The 22,849-nt window shown below is 67.4% G+C and carries 21 protein-coding genes and 1 tRNA gene; 16 read left to right on the plus strand and 6 right to left on the minus strand.

The window, feature by feature from the left end; translation table 11 throughout:
- Positions 1-129 precede the first annotated feature (129 nt).
- Entirely contained in the window at positions 130-1,365 is a 1,236-nt protein-coding gene (locus tag IEX72_RS03595; protein WP_188786023.1) for a PQQ-binding-like beta-propeller repeat protein, read from the minus strand.
- 84 nt (positions 1,366-1,449) lie between these two features.
- Between IEX72_RS03595 and IEX72_RS03600 the strand changes: the two genes are divergently transcribed.
- The 4 genes from IEX72_RS03600 to IEX72_RS03615 all read left to right on the plus strand — a co-directional run bounded on the left by IEX72_RS03600 (position 1,450) and on the right by IEX72_RS03615 (position 5,177).
- Entirely contained in the window at positions 1,450-2,688 is a 1,239-nt protein-coding gene (locus IEX72_RS03600) for an outer membrane protein assembly factor BamB family protein (RefSeq protein WP_188786024.1), read from the plus strand.
- Positions 2,689-2,839: 151 nt separating this feature from the next.
- On the plus strand, positions 2,840-3,499 hold the full coding sequence (locus tag IEX72_RS03605) for an HVO_0476 family zinc finger protein (RefSeq protein WP_188786025.1): 660 nt from the start codon (positions 2,840-2,842) through the stop codon (positions 3,497-3,499).
- A 49-nt stretch (positions 3,500-3,548) separates the two neighbouring features.
- The gene (pcm, locus tag IEX72_RS03610) at positions 3,549-4,202 is read left to right on the plus strand and encodes a protein-L-isoaspartate O-methyltransferase (protein WP_188786026.1); all 654 of its coding nucleotides are present in this window, start codon (positions 3,549-3,551) and stop codon (positions 4,200-4,202) included.
- 171 nt (positions 4,203-4,373) lie between these two features.
- A complete protein-coding gene (locus tag IEX72_RS03615; RefSeq protein WP_188786027.1) occupies positions 4,374-5,177 on the plus strand; it encodes a protein-L-isoaspartate O-methyltransferase family protein in 804 nt (267 codons plus the stop codon).
- A gap of 12 nt (positions 5,178-5,189) precedes the next feature.
- Here IEX72_RS03615 and IEX72_RS03620 read toward each other — a convergent pair whose 3' ends face one another.
- Together IEX72_RS03620 and IEX72_RS03625 are read right to left on the minus strand one after the other, a co-directional pair.
- Positions 5,190-6,317 (minus strand): pyridoxal-phosphate dependent enzyme, encoded by a 1,128-nt coding sequence (locus IEX72_RS03620; RefSeq protein ID WP_188786028.1) that lies wholly within the window; start codon positions 6,315-6,317, stop codon positions 5,190-5,192.
- Positions 6,318-6,322: 5 nt separating this feature from the next.
- Positions 6,323-7,279, minus strand: coding sequence for a succinylglutamate desuccinylase/aspartoacylase family protein (locus tag IEX72_RS03625; protein WP_188786029.1), 957 nt, complete (start codon positions 7,277-7,279; stop codon positions 6,323-6,325).
- A 227-nt stretch (positions 7,280-7,506) separates the two neighbouring features.
- On the opposite strand from IEX72_RS03625, the gene IEX72_RS03630 reads away from it, so the two are divergent.
- Complete coding sequence (locus tag IEX72_RS03630; protein WP_188786030.1) at positions 7,507-7,797, plus strand: DUF7536 family protein; 291 nt, start codon at positions 7,507-7,509, stop codon at positions 7,795-7,797.
- 25 nt (positions 7,798-7,822) lie between these two features.
- Here the strand turns inward: IEX72_RS03630 and IEX72_RS03635 are convergent, their stop codons facing one another.
- A complete protein-coding gene (locus IEX72_RS03635; RefSeq protein ID WP_188786031.1) occupies positions 7,823-9,043 on the minus strand; it encodes a potassium channel family protein in 1,221 nt (406 codons plus the stop codon).
- 101 nt (positions 9,044-9,144) lie between these two features.
- Here IEX72_RS03635 and citZ point away from each other — a divergent pair, with 101 nt between their 5' ends.
- From citZ to IEX72_RS03675, 8 genes are all read left to right on the plus strand, one after another.
- On the plus strand, positions 9,145-10,284 hold the full coding sequence (gene citZ / locus IEX72_RS03640) for a citrate synthase (RefSeq protein WP_188786032.1): 1,140 nt from the start codon (positions 9,145-9,147) through the stop codon (positions 10,282-10,284).
- A gap of 408 nt (positions 10,285-10,692) precedes the next feature.
- The gene (gene ilvA, locus IEX72_RS03645; RefSeq protein WP_188786033.1) at positions 10,693-11,901 is read left to right on the plus strand and encodes a threonine ammonia-lyase; all 1,209 of its coding nucleotides are present in this window, start codon (positions 10,693-10,695) and stop codon (positions 11,899-11,901) included.
- On the plus strand, positions 11,901-12,101 hold the full coding sequence (locus IEX72_RS03650; RefSeq protein ID WP_188786034.1) for a hypothetical protein: 201 nt from the start codon (positions 11,901-11,903) through the stop codon (positions 12,099-12,101). Before ilvA ends, IEX72_RS03650 begins: the two co-directional genes overlap by 1 nt.
- A gap of 27 nt (positions 12,102-12,128) precedes the next feature.
- Positions 12,129-12,209: transfer RNA gene (locus IEX72_RS03655), tRNA-Ser, on the plus strand.
- 193 nt (positions 12,210-12,402) lie between these two features.
- Positions 12,403-12,903, plus strand: coding sequence for a redoxin domain-containing protein (locus IEX72_RS03660; RefSeq protein ID WP_188786035.1), 501 nt, complete (start codon positions 12,403-12,405; stop codon positions 12,901-12,903).
- A 105-nt stretch (positions 12,904-13,008) separates the two neighbouring features.
- The gene (locus IEX72_RS03665) at positions 13,009-13,182 is read left to right on the plus strand and encodes a hypothetical protein (protein ID WP_188786036.1); all 174 of its coding nucleotides are present in this window, start codon (positions 13,009-13,011) and stop codon (positions 13,180-13,182) included.
- A 366-nt stretch (positions 13,183-13,548) separates the two neighbouring features.
- Positions 13,549-15,189 (plus strand): thermosome subunit beta, encoded by a 1,641-nt coding sequence (gene thsB / locus IEX72_RS03670; protein ID WP_188786193.1) that lies wholly within the window; start codon positions 13,549-13,551, stop codon positions 15,187-15,189.
- Positions 15,190-15,407: 218 nt separating this feature from the next.
- Positions 15,408-16,397 (plus strand): ornithine cyclodeaminase family protein, encoded by a 990-nt coding sequence (locus IEX72_RS03675; protein ID WP_188786037.1) that lies wholly within the window; start codon positions 15,408-15,410, stop codon positions 16,395-16,397.
- Positions 16,398-16,612: 215 nt separating this feature from the next.
- Here IEX72_RS03675 and IEX72_RS03680 read toward each other — a convergent pair whose 3' ends face one another.
- Complete coding sequence (locus IEX72_RS03680; protein ID WP_188786038.1) at positions 16,613-17,383, minus strand: SDR family NAD(P)-dependent oxidoreductase; 771 nt, start codon at positions 17,381-17,383, stop codon at positions 16,613-16,615.
- A gap of 360 nt (positions 17,384-17,743) precedes the next feature.
- Here IEX72_RS03680 and IEX72_RS03685 point away from each other — a divergent pair, with 360 nt between their 5' ends.
- From IEX72_RS03685 to IEX72_RS03695, 3 genes are all read left to right on the plus strand, one after another.
- A complete protein-coding gene (locus tag IEX72_RS03685; protein WP_188786039.1) occupies positions 17,744-18,508 on the plus strand; it encodes an IclR family transcriptional regulator in 765 nt (254 codons plus the stop codon).
- Between the two features lie 97 nt (positions 18,509-18,605).
- Complete coding sequence (locus IEX72_RS03690) at positions 18,606-19,376, plus strand: SDR family NAD(P)-dependent oxidoreductase (protein ID WP_188786040.1); 771 nt, start codon at positions 18,606-18,608, stop codon at positions 19,374-19,376.
- A gap of 40 nt (positions 19,377-19,416) precedes the next feature.
- A complete protein-coding gene (locus tag IEX72_RS03695; protein ID WP_188786041.1) occupies positions 19,417-21,153 on the plus strand; it encodes a M28 family peptidase in 1,737 nt (578 codons plus the stop codon).
- A gap of 52 nt (positions 21,154-21,205) precedes the next feature.
- On the opposite strand, the gene IEX72_RS03700 is transcribed toward IEX72_RS03695, so the two are convergent.
- Complete coding sequence (locus IEX72_RS03700) at positions 21,206-22,825, minus strand: SufS family cysteine desulfurase (protein WP_188786042.1); 1,620 nt, start codon at positions 22,823-22,825, stop codon at positions 21,206-21,208.
- Positions 22,826-22,849: the final 24 nt, after the last annotated feature.

Genomic DNA, 22,849 nt, shown 5'->3' on the forward strand with positions numbered 1-22,849 from the left:
CAGGCGAGGCAGTGGAACTTCCTCGATAGCGAACGGCGGAGCCGCGAGCAGGCGAGGTCGTCGACCGCCCGACAGTCGGACGGGAGCACCAGAAGACCGCGGGGACGTAGCCGCTCTCGACCGACCCGGTCACTCCGCCTCGATCGAATACCCCCGGATCCCGTTCCCGCCGAGGATCAGTACGTCGTCGGAAACCGCGATATCGGAGCCGTTCACCGGCTTTGTCGACCGGTGTAACCGCGTTCCGTCGGCACGGTCGTACGCTGTGACTCCCGTCTCCTCGTCGGCGACCCACACGCGGAGCCCTGACGTATCGATCGCGCCGACGGAGCCGTCGATTCGGATATTCCACACCGATTCGCCGGTCGAGCGGTCGAACGCGTACACGCGTCCGGCCTCCGTCCCGACCGTGACCAGGGAGTTGTCGACCACCGGGCCGGCCGTGGCGGTTCCGTCGAACGTCTCCGACCACTCGCGGCCGTTCGTTCCGAGCGGATACGCATTGAGGCTGGATCCGTCTTCGGGGCCGCTCCGCTGGACGCTAAAGAGTGTATCCCCGTGTATCTGCCCGCGGCTCGCTGCGAACGACCGACTCACAGGCCACGACTCCTCGACGCGAGCCAGCGAGCCGGTGTCGGGGTCGAGAACCCGAACCCCTTGGTACCCCAGCCCCACGTACACCGCTCCCGCGTATTCGCCGACGTACGTGACGAACCCGGCCGGCAGGGTCGGCGTTTCGGTTCGCCACTGTTCTTCGCCACTCTCGGCGTCGAGTCCGACAACGAGCGGTTCCTGCTCACGTCTCGCTCCGTAACTGCTCGCGGCGACGACGACGGTCCCGTCAACGGTTGTGGCCCCCGCCGCAGTGTTGTGTTTCCCGTCCGCGGGAGCACCGAACGCCCACAGCTTCTCGCCGGTCGCCTCGTCGAAGGTGTGGAAGTGGCTCCCGAGCGTGTCGCTATCCTCGGGATCCGGCCGATAGCCGAAGGTGACGTACTGTTCGTCGACCGCGAACGCGTCCGCCCCAAGGTTGGACTCGAACCCGTCGTACGTCGTCTCCTGTTCCCATTTGACGCCGCTGCCGTGACTCGCCCTCCCCGCCCCATTGAAGTCGTTGAAGTAGATCGAGCCGCCCGCCGTCCAGGCGAAGTCAACGCCCGGATCCCCGACCCAGTTTTCCGTCAGCGTCACCGCACCCGCCGACCCCTCGCCCGCCGTCGTCCCCGTCGACTGGCGCTCCGTTGTTGTCGCCGTCTCGGGGGCCGATGTCGTCTCGTTGCCCTCGTCCGTGAGTCGCAGACACCCACTCGTTCCCCCGAGTCCGACTCCGGCCCCGACTGTCGCCAGCAACTGGCGGCGGTTCATACAGGAGCACGTCAGGTGCGTATAATAAAAACTCCCACACGGCGTGATCAGTATTTAAGAAGGGACGCGCCAAGACGGGGACAGATGACGAGAGAACCAACCTGGTCCCGCCGGAGCCTACTGCGCGGGAGTGCTGGCGTCGGAGTTGTCGCGACCGCGGGGTGTCTCCGACTCACCGACGGGTCGACGGGGACACCGACGGACGGACAGGGCGGCACGGAGGCGGGCGGACAGGCCGGGTCGGCGACGACTGGTTCGACAGAAGCGGCGCCGACGGACGCCCCCGGCGGATCCACGACAGCCGGATCCGCCTCCGAGATCGAACTCGTCCCGGCCTGGTCGGGGTCGAGCAGCGCGGTGGCGGCCGCCGCCGGCAATTTCTTTTTCCGGCCGTCGTTCACCCGCCTCAGGCGAGTCCGCCCCGACGGAACGGCCGTCTTCGAGGCCGAGGTTGCGGACGGGTACCTCCTCTCGATCAGGACGTTCCGGAACGGCTTGTACGCCGACGACACGGGCGTGTACGTCGGTTCGAGGGCCCGAGACGAGGTCGATACCGGTGGGAGAGTGTACGCACTCGATCCCGAGACCGGCGAGGAACGCTGGATGCACGAGGAGCCGGGGGACGGACTGCACAACGAGACCTTGGCGGTGACGGTGACCGACGGGACCGTGATCTTCGCGAGTCAGAGCAGCGGCAGCGGCGACGAACAGGAGCCGATCGTCCGCGGCGTCGACACCGAGAGCGGCGAGGAGCGGTGGCGGATCCAGTTCTCGGAGGGGTTCATCAACGGGATCGTCGCCCGCGGTGACCGACTGTTCGTCCAGCAGACGTTCGGGCTGTCGATATACCGGCTCTCGACGCGGGAACTGCTCGAAGAACGACGATTGACGGCGGGGTTCAGCCAGTTCGCCGCCGCCGACGGGACGCTCTTCGTTCCCGGCGAGACGGTTCGCGCGTTGACGCTCCCCGCCGGCGACGAGCGCTGGTCGGTCTCCACGGGTCGGTCGGTGAACACGGGCGTCGGCGTCGGCGAAACCGGCGTGTTCGTCGGCACGGAGAGCGGATTCGTGCTGGGGTACGGTCGGGAGACCGGCGACGCGTTGTGGGAGAGCCGCGTCGACGGCGTCGTCGAACACCCGCCGGTCGTCGCGGACGGCGTCGTCTGGATCGCGAGCGAGCGCGGCGACCTCTCGGCGTTCGCCGAGGCGACCGGCGAACTGCTCTACGAGGAGGAGATCGCCCCGGGGTTCGAGTTCACGGTCCTGGATGGGATCCTCAACGACGACGAGCGCGACACCGCCTACGAGATCCGCCGAGGCTGAGCAGAGCATCCGCCGAGGCTGAGCAGAGCATCCGCCGAGGCTGAGCAGAGCATCCGCCGCCGATAGCGTCGGATCATCGGCGCACGCCAGCGCCTACCACGCCGACGAGCGGAAGAGCGGACTTTTACCGCGTGACAGGCTACGAGAACGTATGAGTACGCCACAGGACCGCCTCGCGGTCGACTGTCCGTCCTGTTCGTCCGCCGAACCGACCGTCCACGAGGTACTGAAGCAGGGGAGCGGCCGCAACACCGTCCGGTGTACCGAGTGCGGCCACGTCCACAAGGTCCGGATCGAATCCGAATCCCGGATCGAGCGCGACGTCGTGGTCTCCCAGGACGACGAATCGTTCTCCACCCGCACGGAGATACCGCCCGCCGAGACCCTCTCGGTCGGCGACGACTTCATCGTCGACAGCGCGGAGGCGCTTGTCCAGGTCCGGGTCACGGGACTGGAACTCGGCCCCGAAGAGCGCGCCGAAGACGCCCGCGCCGAGGACGTTTCGACCATTTGGACCCGCGAGATTGACAACGTCACCGTGAAGACGACGCTCAACCCCAAGGAGGGCACCGGCGACCGGGAGTCCACGCGGAGCTTCGACCTCCAGGTCCCGGGCGACTACGAGTTCGCGGTCGGCGAGGCCGAGTCGTTCGGCGACGAGGAGTTCGCGGTGAAGGCGATCCAGGTGCGCGACGACGCGCCCGAGTACCGCCACGGGAAGCTGGACCACGAGGGGGACATGGTCTACGCGCGGGACATCAAACGGCTCTACGGCACCGACAGGACGACCTCAGCGTGGTCGGCCTGGTAGGCCGTCCGCGGCGTCGAGCTTCTGTTCGACAGCTGAAAGATTCGATTCGGTGGCGGACGAAGCCCAACTCGTGAGCGACGGCCGTGCGGCGGAACGCGACGCGCTCGTCGAGCGGCTCCGGGAGCGGGGCCACCTCAGTAGCGACCGCGCCGCCGACGCGCTGGGAGCCGTCCCGCGCCACGAGTTCCTGCCCAGCGGGGTTCGCGGCCGGGCGTACGACGACCGGCCGCTCTCGATCGGGAACGGCCAGACCGTGAGCGCGCCGCATATGGTGGGAGTGATGTGCGACCTCCTCCCGGCCGACGCCGCCGACGTCCTGGAGGTCGGCACCGGGTGTGGCTACCACGCGGCGGTGACCGCAGAATGCGTCGCGGGACACGTCTACTCCGTCGAGTACGACGCCGACCTCGCGGCGACGGCCCGCGACACCTTCGCGCGGGTGGGCTACGACGACCGGATCTCCGTCCGGATCGGCGACGGCCGGGAGGGGTGGGCCGAACACGCCCCCTTCGACTGTGTCTACTCCACCTGCGCCGTTCCCGGAGTTCCGGATGCCCTCCGAGAGCAACTGCGCGAGGGGGGCCGCGTGATCGCGCCCGTCGGAACCGCCCACCAGACGCTCGTCACGCTCGACAAGCGCGAGGCAGGGTCGTTCGAGCGGAGCGAGCACGGCGGCGTGCGGTTCGTGCGGATCCGGGGGTGATACTGTCGGCTATAGTCGCGTGACGTATTTCGACACCCCGGGGTGTCGAAAATCTTCACGTAGTTATAGCCGACAGTATGAGACCACGCGGGGGTTCGTCGACCCCGAGCCCCGGACACAGTCCCACGGCCGGAGCGTGCAGTTGATTAGGCCGCACTCCTGAATCCGGGTATGGATCCCGGGGACCTGCGCGACGAGATGGTCGACGGACTTGAGGCGCGCCTCTCGATCGACGCTGCGGTCTCGCTCGCCATGCGGACGGTCCCGCGCAGAACGTTCGTCGACGACGCGCCCTACCGCGGCCAGGGCGAAGACGTTGCGGGCACCACGGTGCTTGCCCCCGGGACCGTGGCGCGGCTCTTGACCGCGCTCGACGTCACCCCGCGAGCGGCAGGGACACCGGACGCCGGCGCGGCCGACACCGACCCCACCGGCGACGTGCTCGTCGTCGGCGCGGGCGTGGGCTACACCGCCGCACTCCTGGCCGAACTGGTTGGCGAGGCCCGCGTCCACGCGGTCGACATCGACCGGCAGCTGGTCTACATCGCGCGGTCGAACCTCGACTCCGCGGGGTACCCCGGTGTGCTCGTCGACGCCCGCGACGGCGCCGACGGCCTCCCGGAGTACGCGCCGTTCGATCGCGTCTTGGTCGAGGCCGCCGCAGTCGCCCCGCCCGAGCGCCTGATCGACCAGCTCGCTCCCGACGGCCGGCTCGTGCTCCCGCTGGGTGGGCCCGACCAGAGCCTGGGTGTCGTTGACGCCGCGGGCGAGGTCCGCGAGCGCGCCGGTCCGGTCGCGTTCGACCCGCTGCTCGTCGACGGCGAGCAGGGCAGCGCGCCCGTGCGGAACCGGACCGTCCGGGAGGACAGAGAGCGCAGCGAGACCCAGGGCTACTTCGCCGAAACCGGGTGGGAACAGGGGTGGATCGACTGGGACGACCAGCGGAACCATACTCGGCGGCGGGGCCGCCGCTGACCCGGCCGTCGGTCAGGATTTCAACCCGCTGCCGGTGAGCGGCACCACCACGTCGGCGCCGGGCGAGAGCGTCCCCCGCTCGCGGTAGACGTCGAGTGCAGCCGGCGCGGCCGCGCAGGTCGGCTCGGTGTAGAACCCCCGCCGGTGGAGCGCGTCGAGCGCCTCGGCGACCGCCGACTCCGACAGCGCGATCGCGTCGCCGTCGGTCGCGTCGATCGCGTTGAGGATCTGTGTCTTCCGCACGGGTTCGCGGATCTGGATCCCGTCGGCGGCGTCGTTGTCCCCGGCTGCCGCGTCCTGACCGTAGATGTCGGCGACGATCGGAGCGTAGCCCGCGGCCTGCGCGCCCAACAGCCGGGGGACCTCGTCGATCCACCCGAGCGCTTCGAGCGCGCGGAACCCGCGGTACGCGCCCAAAAAGAGCGTGCCGTGGCCCACCGGGAGCACGACCGCGTCGGGCGCAGTCCACCCTCGCTGGGCGCAGACCTCGTAGGCGAACGTCGCGGTGCCGGCGAAGAAGGCGGGGTTCCACGCATGAGAGGCGTACCACGCGTCGCCCGACTCAACGGCGTCGACACAGGCACGGGTAACGGCCTCTCGGCTCCCCTCGATCGGGACCGCGGTCGCGCCCGCTCGCTCGATCGCCCGGCGCTTGGCGGGTTTGACCGACGCCGGCACGTAGATGTCGGCGTCGATGCCGGCCCGGGCCGCGTAGGTCGCGATCGCGGCGCCCGCGTTCCCGGAGGAGTCTTCGACCACGCGGTCGACGCCCAGCGCCGCCGCGACCGACAGGGTCGCCGTCGCGCCGCGGTCCTTGAACGACCCCGTCGGCGAGACGTATTCGAGTTTGAACTCCGCGTCCCACGCGGGGGCGTCGACAAGCGGGGTGAGCCCCTCGCCCAGTGAGACGCGTTGGGTGACGGGGAGAAACGCCTCGAACGACCACAGCCCTGCCGCGGTGTCGGTCCACGATTCGGGCGGGTCGGCGTCGACGTCGGCACCGAACGCGGTGTCGCCGTCCCACGGGTTCGTCGCGAACTCAAGCGGGGCGCCACAGGCACACTGCCACTGCCACGACTCGCGGTCGTACGTGCGGTCGCAGACAGAACACGCGAGGTCAAGCGGGTGGGTCCCGGACATCGGTCTCAGTAGGTGTCGATGTTGGTGCCGACAGAGCAGACGTACTCGCCGGTCGCGACCTGCGGCAGCCGGCGGGTGCGCCAGAAGACGCCGTCGTTGTTCGCGGTCACGCGGGCTTTGGTCTCCCCGAAGACGCTCGTGACCTCGAACAGCAGGTCGCCCGCCGAGACCCGGTCGCCGAGCGCGGCCCGGAACCGGACCAATCCTCCAGCGGGGGAGCCGAACTGGTCGAACCCCTTCGCGCGGGTCTGTCTGCTCACCGTCGCGTCGTCAGCCAGGAAGCCGTACTCCCGGAGCACGTTGAACACGCCCTCGACACCGAGGTCAATGCTCTCTTGATCCCACCCGACGCACCCGCCGAGTTCGGGGTCGATCGTCGGGACGCCCTCATCCGGGGCGGCACGGGCGAGTTGGCCGCCGGGGCCTTTCTGGTCGAGGACGTATCCGCACCCGAACGCCTTCGCCAGCGCCAGACACTCGTCGTGGAGCCGGTGGCGGCGACCGCACCGAACTCGGACCTCGTCGATCATGCGCGACGTGGAGCCTTGGTGGAGGTCCAACGCGAGGTCGGCGCGGGTCGCGGCGTCGAACGTCGCGGCCGCGATCCGCTCGGAGGAGGTGCCGTTGTCGTCGCCGGGGTACGCGCGGTTCATCTTGGTGTCGTCGATCGGGTTCCGGTGCTCGGCGGTCTGGAACGCGTGGTAGTTGACGATCCCGACCACCAGGATCGTCCCCGAGAGAGCCGCGGGATCGAGCCGGGGCACCACCCGGTTGATCACACCGACTCCGTTGAGTTCGTCGCCGTCCGACGCCGCCTGGAGGTAGAGGGTTCGTCCGTCGGACGCGCCGTTGATGACCGCGCAGGGGAGCCCCACTGCCGTCCCGTCGCGGGTCTCGCCCACCGCGAGACGGCCCGTGTCGACCTCGCCGGGGGGTGCACTCGCTGTGCCGAGCGTCGTCATTACCCGATTCTCGAAGCCTTCAACCTTTAGGGGTTCGGTCTCGGGGTGAGACTGTCCGGATACGGGTGTCGTCCGCGCGGGTGGCGGTGGAACGAACTCGAAAGGCCCCCGGCTGTGGATCCTCGGTCGGCCATCGCGTACCCAACTGCCGCCGGTCAGCGTCGAAGCTTCCGGGTGCCGCGGCCGCGGACCGGTGAGGATTTGTCGCCGCCGCCCGAACGCCGGACGTGAGCGACGAGGTACCCGAACGGCCCCCGGGATCGGGGCTGGTCCAAGCGCTTCGCGTCCCGCGCAACGGCGCCGTTGGTGTCGCGGTCGGCGTCGCCATCGCGGTTTCCGCCTACCTGGCGCGCGTCTTCGAGTTGCTCGGCCCGTTCGCGGGGACGCGAGAGTACCCCGGAGTCGGACCCGAAGGGTGGTTCCTGATCCTGGCGTTCGTGCTCGCGACGTCGACGGCGCTTCTGGTGACGTCGGTTTTGACCGTCATCGAGGCGGCCCGGCTGGCGCGGCGGCTCTGACACGCCCGAACGGGACCGCCGTCGATCACGCCTCGAACCGCTGTTCGTCGCCGACGAGTTCGCCCAGTCGCTCGGCGCCAGCGCGGGTCCCCTTTGCGATGATGATGTCGCCGCCGCGGAGTTCGGTGGTTGACCCCGGCTGGACGACCCACTCGGCGTCGCCGCGGCGGACCGCAATCACGCGCATCCCAGTTTGGGTCTTCACCGCCTCGTCACCGAGTGTCGTGCCCGCGAGCGCGGTGCCGTCCGCGACCGACAGCCGGACGATCACCTCGTCGGATTCCTCGATTGCGGCCGCGACAACGGGGTGGGCGTCGATCCCGCGAAGCACCCCCTCGCTGATCTCCAAGGCGGCGTCAGAGATGACCTCTGTCGCCGACGCGAGGTGGACGAGTCCCCGGAGTCGGACCGGGTCCTCGACCCGGCCTGCCGCCCGCAGCGTCCACGCCTCGAACCGGGATTTCAGCGCGTCGACCTCCGCTTCTAGCTCCCGGACCTCCTCGGCGACGCCCTCGCTATCGAACAGCACCGACCCGTACGCCAGGTCGACAGCGAGTTCGCTCATGTCTTTCATGAGGATAATCGAGTCGACCGCACGTCCGAGGTCGTCGATCGGCGGGTCGACGGGGACCGGCGGGTCGTAGGGGCCACCGGTCGCTGCCGGGTACACCGACTCGATCCCGCCGCTCGGACCCCGGAGTAGTAGCGAATCTCCCGCCTGGAGTGCGTCGTCGGCGCCGGGGCTAAGCACCCACCGGCGCTTGCCCGTGGCCGACGCCCGGCGGATCGCGATCACCCGAGCGCCGGCTTCGGTCTCCATATTTATCTCCCGGAGGGTCCGACCGACGTACTCGGAGTCGGGCGCGACGGTCGCGCGGACCAGCGCCTCCGCGGCCTCGGGGATGGCGGTCCGGAGCGCGTCCGGGGTCCCGATGTCGTCGAGGACGATCTTGGCGATGTCGCCGGCGGCGTTAGAGATCTTCTCGGCGGCGCCCATCACGCCCAGAACGGGCGCGAGCTGTTCGGCGTCCTCGGTGCTCCGGGCCGCCATGAGCAGGCTCATCCGGCCTTGAAGCTGGAGGAGATCGACTCGGTCTTCGAGGGCAAGCACTTCCCGGGCGATCTCGTTGCTCCCGCTGAGGACGGCGGAGTACGAGAGGTCAATCAAAAGCTCCGCGGTGTCTTTCATCTCCGCGAGCACCTCCTTGACACTGACCGGTTCGTACGCCGCGTCCCCTGGGACCATACGCCGGTGTTCGCGGCCGATACGCATAATCCTTCGCGGGCGTGAGCACCGACACCCGGAAACGGTAACGCTTTTTTCACGCGGCCGGAAAGCCGATAGGTATGTCAGACGACGTCCAACGCGGGCTGGAAGGCGTCCTCGTCGCCGAATCGGATCTGAGTTACATCGACGGCGACGCCGGGAAGCTGGGGTACCTGGGGTACTCCATCGAGGATCTGGCCCGCGAGGCGTCCTACGAGGAGGTCGTCTACCTACTGTGGCACGGGAGACTCCCCGACGCCCAGGAACTCGACGACTTCTCGACGTGGATGGCCGGCGCCAGGCCGCTCGACGACGAGGTGGTGACCGAGATCCGGCAGTTGGCGGCGGCCGATGAGGTCCCGATGGCGGCGCTGCGCACCATCGTCTCGGCGCTGTCGGCGTACGACGACGACGCCACTCACGACGACGTGACCGACCTCGACGCCAACCTCCGGAAGGCCTGCCGGATCACCGCCAAGATCCCCACCGCCCTCGCGGCCTTCGAGCGGTTCCGGAACGGCAAGGAGGCGGTCGACCCCCGCGAGGACCTCAACCACGCCGCCAACTTCCTGTACATGCTCAACGGCGAGGTGCCCGACGAGGTGCTGGCGGAGACGTTCGATATGGCCTTGGTGCTCCACGCTGACCACGGGTTGAACGCGTCGACGTTCTCCGCGATGGTGACCGCCTCGACGCTGTCGGACCTCCACAGCGCCGTCACCGCCGCGATCGGGACGCTGGCGGGGTCGCTCCACGGCGGCGCGAACGCCAACGTCATGCGGATGCTGAAGGAGGTCGACGAGAGCGACGCCGACCCCCGAACGTGGGTCGAGACGGCCTTGGCGGATGGGCGCCGCGTCCCGGGGTTCGGCCACCGCGTCTACGACGTGAAGGACCCGCGAGCGGAGATCCTCGGCGCGAAATCCAAGGAACTCGCCGAGGCTGCGGGCGAGTCAAAGTGGTACGACTACTCCACCACAATCGAGGCGTACATCGCCGATCATAAAGCGCTCGCGCCCAACGTCGACTTCTACTCCGCATCGACATACTACCAGATGGGGATTCCGATCGACGCGTACACCCCGATCTTCGCGATGTCCCGGGTCGCAGGCTGGATCGCCCACGTTCTCGAGCAGTACGAGGACAACCGGCTGATCCGGCCTCGGGCGCGGTACGTCGGCGAAGCGGACCTTCCGTTCCCGGCGGTCGGCGAGCGGTAACCCCCGTCGGGCGTCGCTGCGCTCCCGGCAGTCGTCTTCGATCGACAGGCTCCCGGAGCACCCCCGCCGCCACACCCTCCGGAGTCGGCCGAAATCCATTCGTCCGCACTGACCGACGACGACGTCTTGGGGCCGGTGCCCTCCGACGCTCCGCAGTCGGAGTCGGATGGAGGTTCGCGGCGTGACGTGCGGCGGACAACCGTCAGACGATGGCGCCGAGGGCGTTGCAGTACTGCGGTTTTTACTTTCACTCCGCGTGGCGGATGTTTATGTTCCTCCCCGGCAAACGCACAAGTGCACGTCACACGCGTGCATTCCCCCTTTGGATCGAGTACCCGTGACAGTTGAGCAGCATCGCCGGCCTGCCAGGCCGACAGAATTAGCACCGGTGGCGGGGAATCCGGGCGTATGATATCGCTCTCCGATGTCGAAGCGGCGCGCGACCGGATCGACGACGTGGTCCGTCGGACGCCGCTGGAGTACTCCGGTGCGTTCTCGGATATCACCGGCGCCGACGTCCGACTGAAACTGGAGAACTTCCAGCGCACCGGCGCGTTCAAACTTCGTGGGGCGACAAACCGGATCGCGACGCTCTCGGCGGCGGAACGCGAGGCGGGGGTCGTCACCGCGAGCGCGGGCAACCACGCCCAAGGGGTCGCGCTGGCGGCCACCCGGTCGGGCGTGGACGCGACGATCGTGATGCCGGAACACGCCCCCATCTCGAAGGTGAAAGCCACAGAACGCTACGGCGGGCGGGCGGTACTCCACGGCGCAGACTACGACGAGGCGCAGGCGAAGGCCCACGAGATCGAGCGCGAGGAGAACCGCACCTACGTTCACGCGTTCGACGACGACGCGGTGATGGCCGGGCAGGGCACGCTCGGGCTAGAGATCGTCGACGAGTGTCCCGAAGTCGATGCTGTGGTCGTCCCGGTCGGCGGCGGTGGGCTGATTTCGGGGGTCGCAACCGCGGTCACGGCCGAGACCGACGCGCGAGTGATCGGCGTTCAAGCCGAGGGTGCGGCGTCGCTACCGGAGTCGTTGCGCTCCGGGGAGATCCACGAGCGCGACGCCGTCAACACCATCGCCGACGGGATCGCGACCCGGAAGGTCGGCGATCGGCCCTTCGCGGTGATCGAAACCCGCGTTGACGAGGTGGTGACCGTCTCCGACGAGGAGATCGCGGTGGCCATGACCTACCTGCTGGAGCGCTCGAAGACCCTCGTCGAAGGCGCGGGCGCGGCGCCGATGGCAGCACTGCTGTTCGAGGCGTTCGACTACGACGCGGGCGAGACGATTGTCCCCGCGCTCTGCGGCGGCAACATCGACACCAACCAGCTAACCACAGTACTCGTCCGGGGGTTGGTCGAGACCGGCCGGTATCTGAAGATCCGGACCGTACTCAGGGACCGTCCCGGGGCGTTGGAGAAGTTGGTCGAGATCATCGCCGCGGCGCGGGCGAACATCTACGCGGTCCAGCACGATCGGACCTCACGCGACGTCGCCGTGAACGAGGCCGACATCGAGATCGACATCGAAACCCGCGGCCACGACCACATCGACGCGGTGCTCGACGCGCTGGAGCGTGCGGGCTACCAGGTGGAGGTGTTGGCCTGATGGGGTTGCGGTCGGCGGCGGTGTGGGGGGTCATCAGCGTGCTGTCGTTTCTGGTGCTACTGCAGGGGTTCCGGCTGTTCGTGGGTCCGATCGGCATCGGGCTCGTCCCGACCGTCGGCATCGCGTTCGCGCTCGGCGGGTTCGTGACGGTGTTGTCGTTCGTGCTCGAACCCCGGCTGACGGCGAAAGGAAGGTCTTAAGCGACTCAGTCGAGTAGCTGGAACCGAGCCGGGATGGCCGAGTGGTAAGGCGCACGCCTGGAAAGCGTGTTCCCTCTGGGATCCGGGGTTCAAATCCCCGTCCCGGCGCTCGTCTCTGCGAACGAACTGAGCAGTGACGACCCTACGGGATTTGCATCACGCGAGACGAACGGAGCGAACGACGCGGCGGATGTTCGCCGGAGAGCGAGCCGGGCAGCAACCCGGGTTCGATACCGACCTCGTCACGCCCGATCCAGGGACAACAAATGATTTTTTATCATCTACTCCCTCCAGACGGACGATGAGCGGGACACACATCTTGGAAGTCGGCGACACCGCCCCGGGGTTCGAGTTACGCGGGACACACGATGATGACTCCGATACCTACCGCCTCAGCGACTACACCGACGCCGGCCAGTGGGTGTTCCTGATGTTCTACACGCTCGATTTCAACCCGATCTGTACCGCGGGTATGTGTGCGGTCCGGGACGCGGAGTTTTTCGACCTCTACGAGGACCTCGTGCCGCTCGGAGTCTCCGGTGACGGGGTCCACTCCCACAAACAGTTCGCGACGCAGTACAGCATTAACTACCCGCTGTTGTCCGATACTGGCAAAGATGTCGCCGAGCAGTACGGCGTGGTCCGCGAGGAGTACGAGGGAATGCGCCGGGTCCACCAGCGGGCCGTGTTCGTCGTCGACGACACGCAAACCGTCCGATTCGCAACCGTGGTCGACGCCGATTCCGCTGGAGATATCGACCTCGGTCCGATCAACGACACACTGCAGGACCTTCTGGGGTGAACCGGTACACAGGTGTCCGGCTCGGGCGCTCGAGGTCACCAGTTCCGTAGTGCCCCCGAGACGCCGGAACGTTCATTATCGTGGGTTGTGTTGTCACGGGTGACAATGCCAGACACGAAAAACGGCCGCGAACGGAAGGGGCGGAACAAGCGGACACAGCGCCGAGAGGAACTCTACGAGGCTGAAGTCGACGCGCTGGACGATGACGAAGACCTCCCGCCGTTCGAGCCCACCCGGGATCGACCCTTCCTCGCGGACGAACTCCCCGACGCCGAGTGACCGCACTCCGGCGTCGACGCAGTTGGACTGAGATTCATCCAACCGGACAGCCGCCGCTGTGAAATCGTTGACGCTCGGGTTGTGGCCGCGGCTCTGATCGGTCCGGACTGTCAGCTTCACCCCGCACAAAGCCCCGGGTGTTCCCCCTGCATTTTATAAATAGCCGTCGGCACCGCGTGATTCGACGTCGTTTCTTGCTACCACTTCTCACACCGATCCCGGCGAAAACAGGAGACGTGGCCGAAATGCGCGGGTGTCTCACACACTCCCGAGCGTGGTCGACGCCGCTTCGCAGCAAAGGATTTATATAGAATCACAAACAATCATCGGTCGACTATGTCTCAGCGAATGCAACAGGGTCAGCCGATGATCATTATGGGCGACGACGCCCAGCGGGTGAAGGATCGCGACGCGCAGGAGTACAACATTCAGGCGGCTCGGGCCGTCGCGGAGTCCGTCCGCTCGACACTCGGACCAAAAGGGATGGACAAGATGCTCGTTGACTCGATGGGTGACGTTACCATCACAAACGACGGGGTCACCATCCTGACCGAGATGGACATCGACAACCCTACCGCGGAGATGATCGTTGAAGTCGCCGAGACCCAAGAGGACGAGGCCGGCGACGGGACGACGACCGCGGTCGCCATCGCGGGCGAGCTCCTGAAAAACGCCGAGGAACTCCTCAATCAGGAGATCCACCCCACCGCGGTCATCAACGGCTTCCACCTCGCGAGCCAGGAAGCCCGGTCTGCGGTCGACGAGGTTTCGGAGTCGGTCACGCCCGATGACACCGAGCTGCTGCAGAAGGTCGCCGAGACCTCTATGACAGGCAAGAGCTCCGAGCTCGACAAGGAGCTGCTTGCGCGGCTCGTGGTCGAGACTGTAGAGGCTGTCACGGTCGAGGCCGACGACGGCTCCTACGTTGTCGACCTCCAGAACGCCAACATCGAGACCCAGACCGGCCGCGGTACCGGCGAATCCGAGCTGCTTCACGGCGCGGTCGTCGACAAGGACCCCGTCCACGACAACATGCCCTCGGAGTTCGAGCACGCCGACATCCTGCTGCTCGACGAGGCCATCGAAATCGAGGAGACCGACGTCGACACGACGGTCAACGTCGACTCTCCCGGCCAGCTCCAGCAGTTCCTCGATCAAGAGGAAAAAGAACTCCGCGAGAAGGTCCAGCACATCGTCGACTCCGGCGCTGACGTCGTCTTCTGCCAGAAGGGCATCGACGATATGGCTCAGCATTACCTCGCGAAGGAGGGCGTCCTCGCGGTCCGCCGGACGAAAAAGTCCGACATCGGCTTCCTCCGCGACGTGGTCGGCGGCGCGGTTGTCTCCGACGTCACGAGCGTCACCGAGGCCGACCTCGGCCACGGCTCGGTTCAACGCGACGGCGACGACGAGCTGTTCTACGTTGAAGGCCACGGCGACGAGGCACACGGCGTGACGCTGCTGTTGCGCGGTGCCACCGACCACGTCGTCGACGAGATCGAGCGCGGCGTTGAGGACGCCCTCGACGTTGTCTCGACCACCGTCTCCGACGGCCGGGTTGTTTCCGGCGGCGGCGCCATCGAGGTTGAGGTCGCCCGGAAGCTCCGGAGCTACGCCAGCACCGTCAGCGGCCGCGAGCAGCTCGCAATCGAGGCGTTCGCCGACGCGGTCGAACTCGTTCCCCGCGTTCTCGCCGGCAACGCCGGTCTTGACTCCATCGACACGCTTGTGAACATCCGCGAAGCCCACGAGGACGGTGACGTCCACGCCGGGCTGAACGTGTTCTCCGGCGACGTTGAGGACACCTTCGACGCCGGCGTGGTCGAACCCGCCCACTCGAAGGAGCAGGCGCTGTCGTCGGCCACCGAGGCTGCGAACCTCGTGCTCAAGATCGACGACATCATCGCCGCCGACGAGCTGAGCACCAGCGGTGACGGCGACGAGGGCGGCGCGCCCGGCGGCGCCGGTGGGATGGGCGGTATGGGTGGTATGGGCGGCGCTATGTGAAAGCGCTCGGAGACTGCGTTCCGTAGGCCGTCAGGCGTCACCTGACGCAGCCGATCTAAGGCCGGCCACGGCCACGCCCTTTCGTTCCGTCGCGAGGCGGTACCCGACGGCGGGTGGGGTTCACACTCGACACCCTCTGGCACGCGTTCGACGCTCGAGCACCCCGAACAGCGCACCCTCACCTACGAATTAAGTAGTCGACCGCCGACTGTTCCGGTATGGAGACGCTGCTACTGAGCGGTGACGATGTCCGGATGAGCGCGCCGCTGTCCGAGGTCGTCACCGCGGTGGAGGCGTCGTTCGCGGCGTTCGCCCGCGGCGACGCGCAGATGCCCGCGAAGTCCTACATCGACCTGCCGGCGTACAACGGCGACTTCCGGTCGATGCCGGCGTCCCTCTCGACGCCGGAGTGGGACGCTGCGGGGCTCAAGTGGATCAACGTGCACCCCGACAACCCTGAGCGGTTCGACCTCCCAACGGTGGTGGGGACGATGATCTACTCCGACCCCGAGACCGGGTTCCCGCTTGCGATCCTCGATGGAAAGGAACTCACGCGGCTCCGAACCGGGGCGGCGGCGGCGGTCGCAACCGACCACCTCGCGGTCGTTGACGCCGACTCGTTTGGAGTCGTCGGCGCGGGCGTGCAGTCGTACACCCAACTCCGTGCAATCTCGCAGGTCCGCGACATCGACGAAGTCGTGGTCGCCGACCACGACGCAGAGCGGGTCGCGGCGTTCGTCGCGGCCTTCGAAGACGAGTTCGACGCTGCCGGCGGGTCAATCGCGGAGGCGGCGTCGTGCGACGTGGTCTCGACTGTTACGCCCGTTGAGTCCCCGATTGTGCCCCGCGACGCGGTCGGCCCCCGCACCCACATCAACGCGATCGGCGCCGACGCTGCGGGGAAACACGAACTCGACGACGACATTCTGCTGGATTCGAGGCTCGTCATCGACGACTACGAGCAGACCACCCACTCCGGGGAGATCAACGTTCCCTGGAGCCAGGGACTGCTCGACAACGACGACATCTACGGCTCCGTCGGCGAGGTCGTGACCGGGGAGAAACCGGGCCGCACCGACGGGGACGGGATTACCGTCTTCGACTCCACCGGACTCGCGGTCCAAGACGTCGCTGCCGCGCACGTGGCCTACGAACACGCTACGGAGGCGGACGTCGGGTACGCCTTCGATTTCCTCGGGGTGGCGTGACGGGGTCGGTCCGGAGGACGCGTCGGTCCCGCCCGGCGTCGATGCGACGGTGGTTGTGGCGCCGAATAAAAATAAGAAATACTACACAAAGCGAGAACTATAATTTGAAAGTTATTTCTTCGATTTGGTTTCAGGTCTTCTACAGACTGTAAAAGGCTACTAGTGATGAGATGGTATATTATCCTATATATCATCAAAGTCTAGTATTGGCTGAACTAAACCGACCAGCCGCCGTCGACCGGGAGCACCTGCGCGGTTATGAACCGGGCGGCGTCGCTACTCAGGAAGGTGATGGCCGCAGCCACATCGGCCGGGTCGCCGATGTACGGCAGGAGAGTCCGATCCGTTGCGCTGACGAGCCGGCCCTGGTCGCCGAGTTCCGCCGCGGTCTTGCCGGCGAACTCCGACTTCGTCTTCCCGGGTCGGATGATCCCCGGCGCGACCGCGTTGACGCGAACACCGTCGGCGGAGTAATCACCCGCGAGTTGCCGGGTCAGACTGACGAGCGCGCCTTTGGCCGAGGCGTAATCAACGGACTCCTCGTACGGGACCAAAGCGCCGACCGAGGAGACGTTCACGATCCGTCCATCCCCACGTTCTACCATCGCCGGGAGCGCGCGCCGGCACACCTGGTAGGCGCCCTCAACGTGGACCCGGTACATCTCCCGCCAAGCGTCGAGTCCGACGTCGGAGATCGACCCACGGCTTCCGATCCCGGCGTTGTTGACCGCGATCGAGGGCTCGGCGTACTCGCGTGCAACCGCGAACAGTTCGTCGACGCGTTCGGGATCAGAGACGTCTCCGACAACGAGTTCGCCGCGCTCAACAACGTCCCCAAACCTCGGACCGCTGTCGTGCGGTTCGGCGTCAATATCCAACCCAACGACGGTCGCCCCGTGGTCGGAGAACAGACTCGCTGTCGCCCGTCCGATCCCCGCGGCCGCACCGGTCACCACTGCTGTGTGGTCGCTCAGGTCTGTCCGCATACGTCTGACTCCGCACCCCCGAATATAAATACTGAGGTCGAACCACCGACGCCGACGCTGACCTCCGTGCCGCCTACCCCCGGCCTCGTTTTCTCGTAGCCGAAAGACGGTGACAGCCACCGCCGGTGGGTTAGCGGCGAGTATCCGGTCGGTTCTCAGTCGCACTCGGGGTGGTATAACAAGCGTACGAGTGTCATATCATCTGGACGAATCGGGAGGGAACTCCCAGCAATCGGTCGCTGTTCGGGTTCACCACACGTGTTCGTCTCGGATCGGCTTTTTTCTATGCCGAAAGAGGGGCTGCTTGAATGCGAACGGTTAAGCGACAGTGCGTGTTTCGGTCGGAGTAGAAACCGACGAATGCCACGAAACGACGAACCCGGGATCAAGTCGGCCGGTCGATCTTTCGGCATCCTCGAAACCCTCATCGAGGCCGAACGGTGTACGGTCTCGGAGCTGACAGCCCAGACACCCTACACCGTCAGTACCGTCTACGAGCACCTGGCGACGCTCCGGGAGCTCGGGTACGTCCTGAAAGAAGACGACAAGACCTACCGGCCGAGCGCGACGCTCCTCCGGCTGGGAGCCCAGACCAGGCGGGCCAGAGTCCCAGAGCGTCCAGTGCGGTCAACGGTGTCGAACCTGGCGGAACGGACGAAACAGGTGGTGTGGTTCACGGTCGCCGAACGCACGATTGCCGTGAATCTGTACAAGTCCGTGGGCACCGAGGGGATCCAGACGTTCGGCCGCGAGGGCAAGGAGGTCCACCTCCACTGTTCGGCCGCCGGAAAAGCCATGCTGGCGGTGCTCCCGGACGACCGCATTGACGCGGTTGTCGCCGAACGTGGGCTACCCGCCTACACCGACCACACGACCACGGATGCGGAGGCGCTCCGGGCCGAACTCGACACCGTCCGCGAGCGGGGGTTCGCCCGGTGTGACTGCGAAACCGTCGAGAACGTCCGTGCGGTGGGGGCTGCGGTGGCTATCGACGACGACACCGTGGGGGCGATCACCGTTGGGGGACCCCAGAGCAGGCTTCAGGGCGACTACTACGAGTCGGAGCTTCCGCAGTTGGTTGTCGAACACGCGAACGAACTGGAACTCCGGCTCAAATACCAGTGAGCCCGCCCGGTGGGGCCCGATCCGACCGCCACCGCGGGACCCCGTTACCCGCTGATTATATATCCGGGTCCGACGATGACCTCAACACCACACACCCATGACGCAGGATACCGTGCTCGTGACGGGCGCAGCGGGCGGAATCGGGCGGGCAATCGCCGAACGCTTCGACGACGACGACACATACGACACCGTGGCGTGTCTCGACGTCGACAACGCGGTGTTGGACCTGGCGGCCGAACTTGATGCCGGTCTCGGATACGTCGTCGACGTGAGCGATCACGACGCGGTCGCCGACTGCGTTGGCACCATCGAGGCGGACCACACCATCGACTGCGCGGTCAACAACGCCGGGGTCTCGCGGTCGGTCTGGATCGGTGAGCTCGGCCCCGAGGAGTGGGAGCGGGTTCTCGGGGTGAATCTGACCGGGCAGTACAACGTCGCCCACGCTGTGACGCCCGGGATGTACGAGCGCGAGCGGGGGCGAGTGATCAACGTCTCCAGCGGCGCGGGCCTGCGGGGGAGTGTCAGCGGTGGCGTCCACTACTCGGCGTCCAAGGCGGGCGTTCTGGGACTCACCAAGGGGCTCGCAAAGCAGCTAAGCCCCCACGTTGCGGTGAATGCGGTCGTCCCGGGTCGGGTCGAGACTGACATCGGTGACGGCGACGAGGACCTCTGGACCGACCGCGGTCGCGAGCGGATGGACGAGTACGTCCCCCTCGGGCGGAGCGGCCGCCCCGACGAAGTTGCGGGCGTGGTCGCGTTCCTCGCGGGCCCCGACGCGTCGTACGTCACCGGCAGCGTCTACACCGTCGACGGCGGCGCCGGGCTGGGGCTCCGCCGGGAGTTCCTGACGCGCGAACCGGAGTAACGATATCGTTTATATAATCGCGCCCGCAATCTCCGAGCGAATGCTAGACGTCACCGACCGGCAGACGGAACGAACGCTCCGTGAGCGCGTTGACCCCGCCGAGCTCAACCGCCACGTCGACGCCCTTGAAGGGCTAACGCGGGTCTCGGGATCCGCCGACGAGCGGCGGGCCGCGACGTACGTCGTCGACACGCTCCGGGAGTACGGCGTCGACGCGACTTTGCACGAGTACGAGACGCTGGTGAGCGTCCCCGAGAGCGCGTCGGTGACGGTGACGGCGCCGGACCGTCGACCGGTTGACGCCATCACGGTCTCTTTCGGGGCGAGCACCCCTGACTCGGGCGTCAGTGGCCCGGTGGTCACGCGCGACCGGCTCAACGACGCCGACGGCGGTCAAGCGCCGGCCGAGGGGAAGATCCTGCTCGCGGAGGGCCTTCCGCGCCCCACAGTCGTCCAGGAGGCGGCGGCGGCGGGGGCGGAAGCCCTGGTGTGTCAGTCCCCCTCGGAGCACCTGTATCAGGGGATCGTCACCCCGGTTTGGGGGACGCCGAGCCGAGCGACCGCCGACCGGCTTCCGAACCTTCCGGTGGTTGAGGTCACCGCGACCGACGGTGCGTGGCTCCGCGAGCAGGTGGCGGCGGGCCCGGTCGAACTCACGGTCGCAACCGACGTTCGGACCGAGTTGGCGACGCTGCCGTGTCCCGTCGGCCGGATCCACGGCCGGGAGAGCGACCGGTTCCTGTTGATCGGCAACCACATCGACTCGTGGTTCGAGGGAATGACCGACAACGCGACCGCGGTAGCGGCAACGCTTGAGGTGGCTCGGGTGCTGTCGACCCGGGACCGCCCCCTCCGGCGGGGCGTGCGGTTCGGGTTCTGGCCGGCCCACTCCACCGGCCGGTACGCGGGCAGCGCCCGGTACGCCGACGACAACTGGCTCGACCTCCGCGACAACGGGCTGGCGTACCTCCACCTCGACCTGCTCGGGTTGCAGGGGGCGGACACGCTCTGGTACCAGCACATGGCAGAGCTCGGCGACGAACACCTCGACGCGATGGCGGCGGCGACAGATCTCGGCGTCGGCGACGGTGCGGAGAGTTACCTTGGCGGGGATCGTCCCGCCCGGAACTCCGATCAGTCCTTCTGGGGGACCGGGTTGAGCTCGCTTCTCTCGGGCGCCCGACTCCCTCCGGAGACCGACCACGGCGGGCCGATCGGCGGAGGGTGGTGGTGGCACACCTCAGAGGACACCCGCGACAAGGTCGATATCGACGTGTTAGCCGCTGAGACGCGGCTGTATCTCACGCTGGCGGCCCGGATCTGTGAGTCGCCTGTTCCACCACACGACTTCCGGGCGGCGGTTGCGGACGTCCGGGCGGTGCTCGACGAAATCGGGTCGACGGCCGGAGACGCGGTCACATTTGCCGACGAGTACGACTCCTTGGAGGCGCTCCGGACGGCGCTCGACGACGCGACCCGACTCATCGAGGCTCGTGTCGGGGACCAGGCCGTCGCAGCCGACGCGGAGGACCTCCAGGTTCGGCTCTCGAACCTGCTCACACCCGCGCTGTACACCGACGACGAACCGTACGAGCAGGAGCCCGCAGCCCCACACGACCGGCTCCCGTCGCTCCGGGTGGCCGAGGACATCCCGGACCTGACCGGGCGCGAGCGCCGGTTCGCGGAGGCGTCGTTGCGGCGGGGCCGCAACCGGCTGTTGCACGCGCTCGACCGCGCGACACGGGTGGTCGAATCGTTCGTGTCCCGCCACGAGTGAGGCGACTCGGTGCGTCGGTTCCGGCAGCCCTCGCCGGCGTCGACGCTCCGCACTACGCGTTCGGCGCGGCTGATTCGGCGAGGTACTCCGCGACGCCGTGCTGGATGACCTCGATGGGGCCGACGACGCAGTCCCGGCGGAGTTCGGGAAATTCGTCGTCCAGTACCGCCGTGAGCTCCGCCTCCAGGGATCCGACGTCGTCGACCCGACGACCCTGGAGGTACTCCGAGAGCAGGCTCGCCACCGCGGTGCTCACCGCACAGCTCTCGCTTTTGTACTCCACCCCGTCGATCCGGCCGGCGGCGTCGACGGAGACGGCGAACTCCCCGTCGTCGCCGCAGCTCGTCTCGTCGGCGGCGACGACGAACGAATGCGACCCCGGAACGCCGCCGTCGCGCGGGCGCTCGAAGTGGTCGACGATGCGGTCGTGGTAGTTTTCCCGGACGTGTGCGTCCCGTTTCGGCTCCGCGTCCTCGATGGCGTCGAGCAGCCGGTCGATCTCCGCGGTGGTGTTGTAAACGTAGAACGAGGCCCGGACCGACCCCGGCACGTCGAGCACGTCGTGCAGCGGCTGGGTGCAGTGATCCCCGGCGCGGACCGCGATCCCGCGGTCGTTCAGAATCGACGAGAGGTCGTGGCCGTGGACGTCTCCCACGTTGAACGACACGAGCCCCGCCCGGTCGACGCCCGGCGGTGGGCCGTACGTCTCGACGTTCGGGCGGGCTTCGAGCCGTTCGAGGGCGTACTGTGCGAGTTCGTTCTCGTGGGCCTGGATCGTTTCCATCCCGATCTCTTCGAGGTAGTCGACTGCCGCCGCGAGCGCGATCCCCTCGGCGATCGGCGGGGTCCCCGCCTCGAACTTCCACGGCAGTTCGTTCCACGACGACTCCGAGAGGGTAACGTTCTGTATCATCTCCCCGCCGAAGAGAAACGGTGGCAACTCCTCGAGGAGGTGTGCGCTGCCGTACAGCACTCCGATCCCGGTCGGGCCGGCCATCTTGTGGCCGGAGAACGCGAGGAAGTCGGCGTCGAGCGCCGAGACGTCCACCGGGCGGTTGGGAACCGACTGGGCGCCGTCGACGAGCACGGAGGCGTCGTGGTCGTGAGCGAGCGCCGCCAGTTCCGCAACGGGGTTGACCGTCCCCAGCACGTTCGAGACGTGAACGACCGACAGCAGCGCCGTGCTGTCGTCGATGACCGCTCGGGCGTGGTCCATGTCCAAGTGGCCGTTGTCGGTGACACGGATGAACTCGATCCCGGCACCGGTCCGCTCGGCGATCTGTTGCCACGTGACCAGCGAGGCGTGGTGCTCCATCTCGGTTGTGACGATTGTAGCGTCCTCGTCGAGCACGGTCTCTCCCAGTGAGTGTGCGACGATGTTGATCGCCTCCGTGGTGTTCTTGGTGAACACGATCTCCTCGCGACCGGCGGCACCGACGAACGCCGCGACCCGGTCGTGGGCCCGCTCGTACGCCATCGACGCCTCGTGGCTCAGCGTGTGGATCCCGCGGTGAACGTTGGCGTTGTACCGCCGGTAGAACTCGTCGTGTGCCTCTCGCACCTGTGCGGGCGTCTGCGTTGTTGCCGCGTTGTCCAGATAGACCAACGGGTGGCCGTCGACGTCCCGACCCAGAACCGGGTAGTCGCCTCTCGGCGCTGCTGGGGAATCCATACCCGCTGGTCGGAGTACCAGTAA

This window comes from Halobellus salinus (assembly GCF_014646875.1).
Lineage (GTDB): Archaea > Halobacteriota > Halobacteria > Halobacteriales > Haloferacaceae > Haloquadratum > Haloquadratum salinum.

Excerpts from the sequence above, each read along its gene's own strand:
- IEX72_RS03595 (WP_188786023.1), bottom strand. The coding sequence starts at position 1,365 with ATGAACCGCCGCCAGTTGCTGGCGACAGTCGGGGCCGGAGTCGGACTC.
- IEX72_RS03600 (WP_188786024.1), top strand. The coding sequence starts at position 1,450 with ATGACGAGAGAACCAACCTGGTCCCGCCGGAGCCTACTGCGCGGGAGT.
- IEX72_RS03605 (WP_188786025.1), top strand. The coding sequence starts at position 2,840 with ATGAGTACGCCACAGGACCGCCTCGCGGTCGACTGTCCGTCCTGTTCG.
- IEX72_RS03615 (WP_188786027.1), top strand. The coding sequence starts at position 4,374 with ATGGATCCCGGGGACCTGCGCGACGAGATGGTCGACGGACTTGAGGCG.
- IEX72_RS03620 (WP_188786028.1), bottom strand. The coding sequence starts at position 6,317 with ATGTCCGGGACCCACCCGCTTGACCTCGCGTGTTCTGTCTGCGACCGC.
- IEX72_RS03625 (WP_188786029.1), bottom strand. The coding sequence starts at position 7,279 with ATGACGACGCTCGGCACAGCGAGTGCACCCCCCGGCGAGGTCGACACG.
- IEX72_RS03635 (WP_188786031.1), bottom strand. The coding sequence starts at position 9,043 with ATGGTCCCAGGGGACGCGGCGTACGAACCGGTCAGTGTCAAGGAGGTG.
- citZ (WP_188786032.1), top strand. The coding sequence starts at position 9,145 with ATGTCAGACGACGTCCAACGCGGGCTGGAAGGCGTCCTCGTCGCCGAA.
- ilvA (WP_188786033.1), top strand. The coding sequence starts at position 10,693 with ATGATATCGCTCTCCGATGTCGAAGCGGCGCGCGACCGGATCGACGAC.
- IEX72_RS03650 (WP_188786034.1), top strand. The coding sequence starts at position 11,901 with ATGGGGTTGCGGTCGGCGGCGGTGTGGGGGGTCATCAGCGTGCTGTCG.
- IEX72_RS03660 (WP_188786035.1), top strand. The coding sequence starts at position 12,403 with ATGAGCGGGACACACATCTTGGAAGTCGGCGACACCGCCCCGGGGTTC.
- IEX72_RS03665 (WP_188786036.1), top strand. The coding sequence starts at position 13,009 with ATGCCAGACACGAAAAACGGCCGCGAACGGAAGGGGCGGAACAAGCGG.
- thsB (WP_188786193.1), top strand. The coding sequence starts at position 13,549 with ATGATCATTATGGGCGACGACGCCCAGCGGGTGAAGGATCGCGACGCG.
- IEX72_RS03675 (WP_188786037.1), top strand. The coding sequence starts at position 15,408 with ATGGAGACGCTGCTACTGAGCGGTGACGATGTCCGGATGAGCGCGCCG.
- IEX72_RS03680 (WP_188786038.1), bottom strand. The coding sequence starts at position 17,383 with ATGCGGACAGACCTGAGCGACCACACAGCAGTGGTGACCGGTGCGGCC.
- IEX72_RS03685 (WP_188786039.1), top strand. The coding sequence starts at position 17,744 with ATGCCACGAAACGACGAACCCGGGATCAAGTCGGCCGGTCGATCTTTC.
- IEX72_RS03690 (WP_188786040.1), top strand. The coding sequence starts at position 18,606 with ATGACGCAGGATACCGTGCTCGTGACGGGCGCAGCGGGCGGAATCGGG.
- IEX72_RS03695 (WP_188786041.1), top strand. The coding sequence starts at position 19,417 with ATGCTAGACGTCACCGACCGGCAGACGGAACGAACGCTCCGTGAGCGC.
- IEX72_RS03700 (WP_188786042.1), bottom strand. The coding sequence starts at position 22,825 with ATGGATTCCCCAGCAGCGCCGAGAGGCGACTACCCGGTTCTGGGTCGG.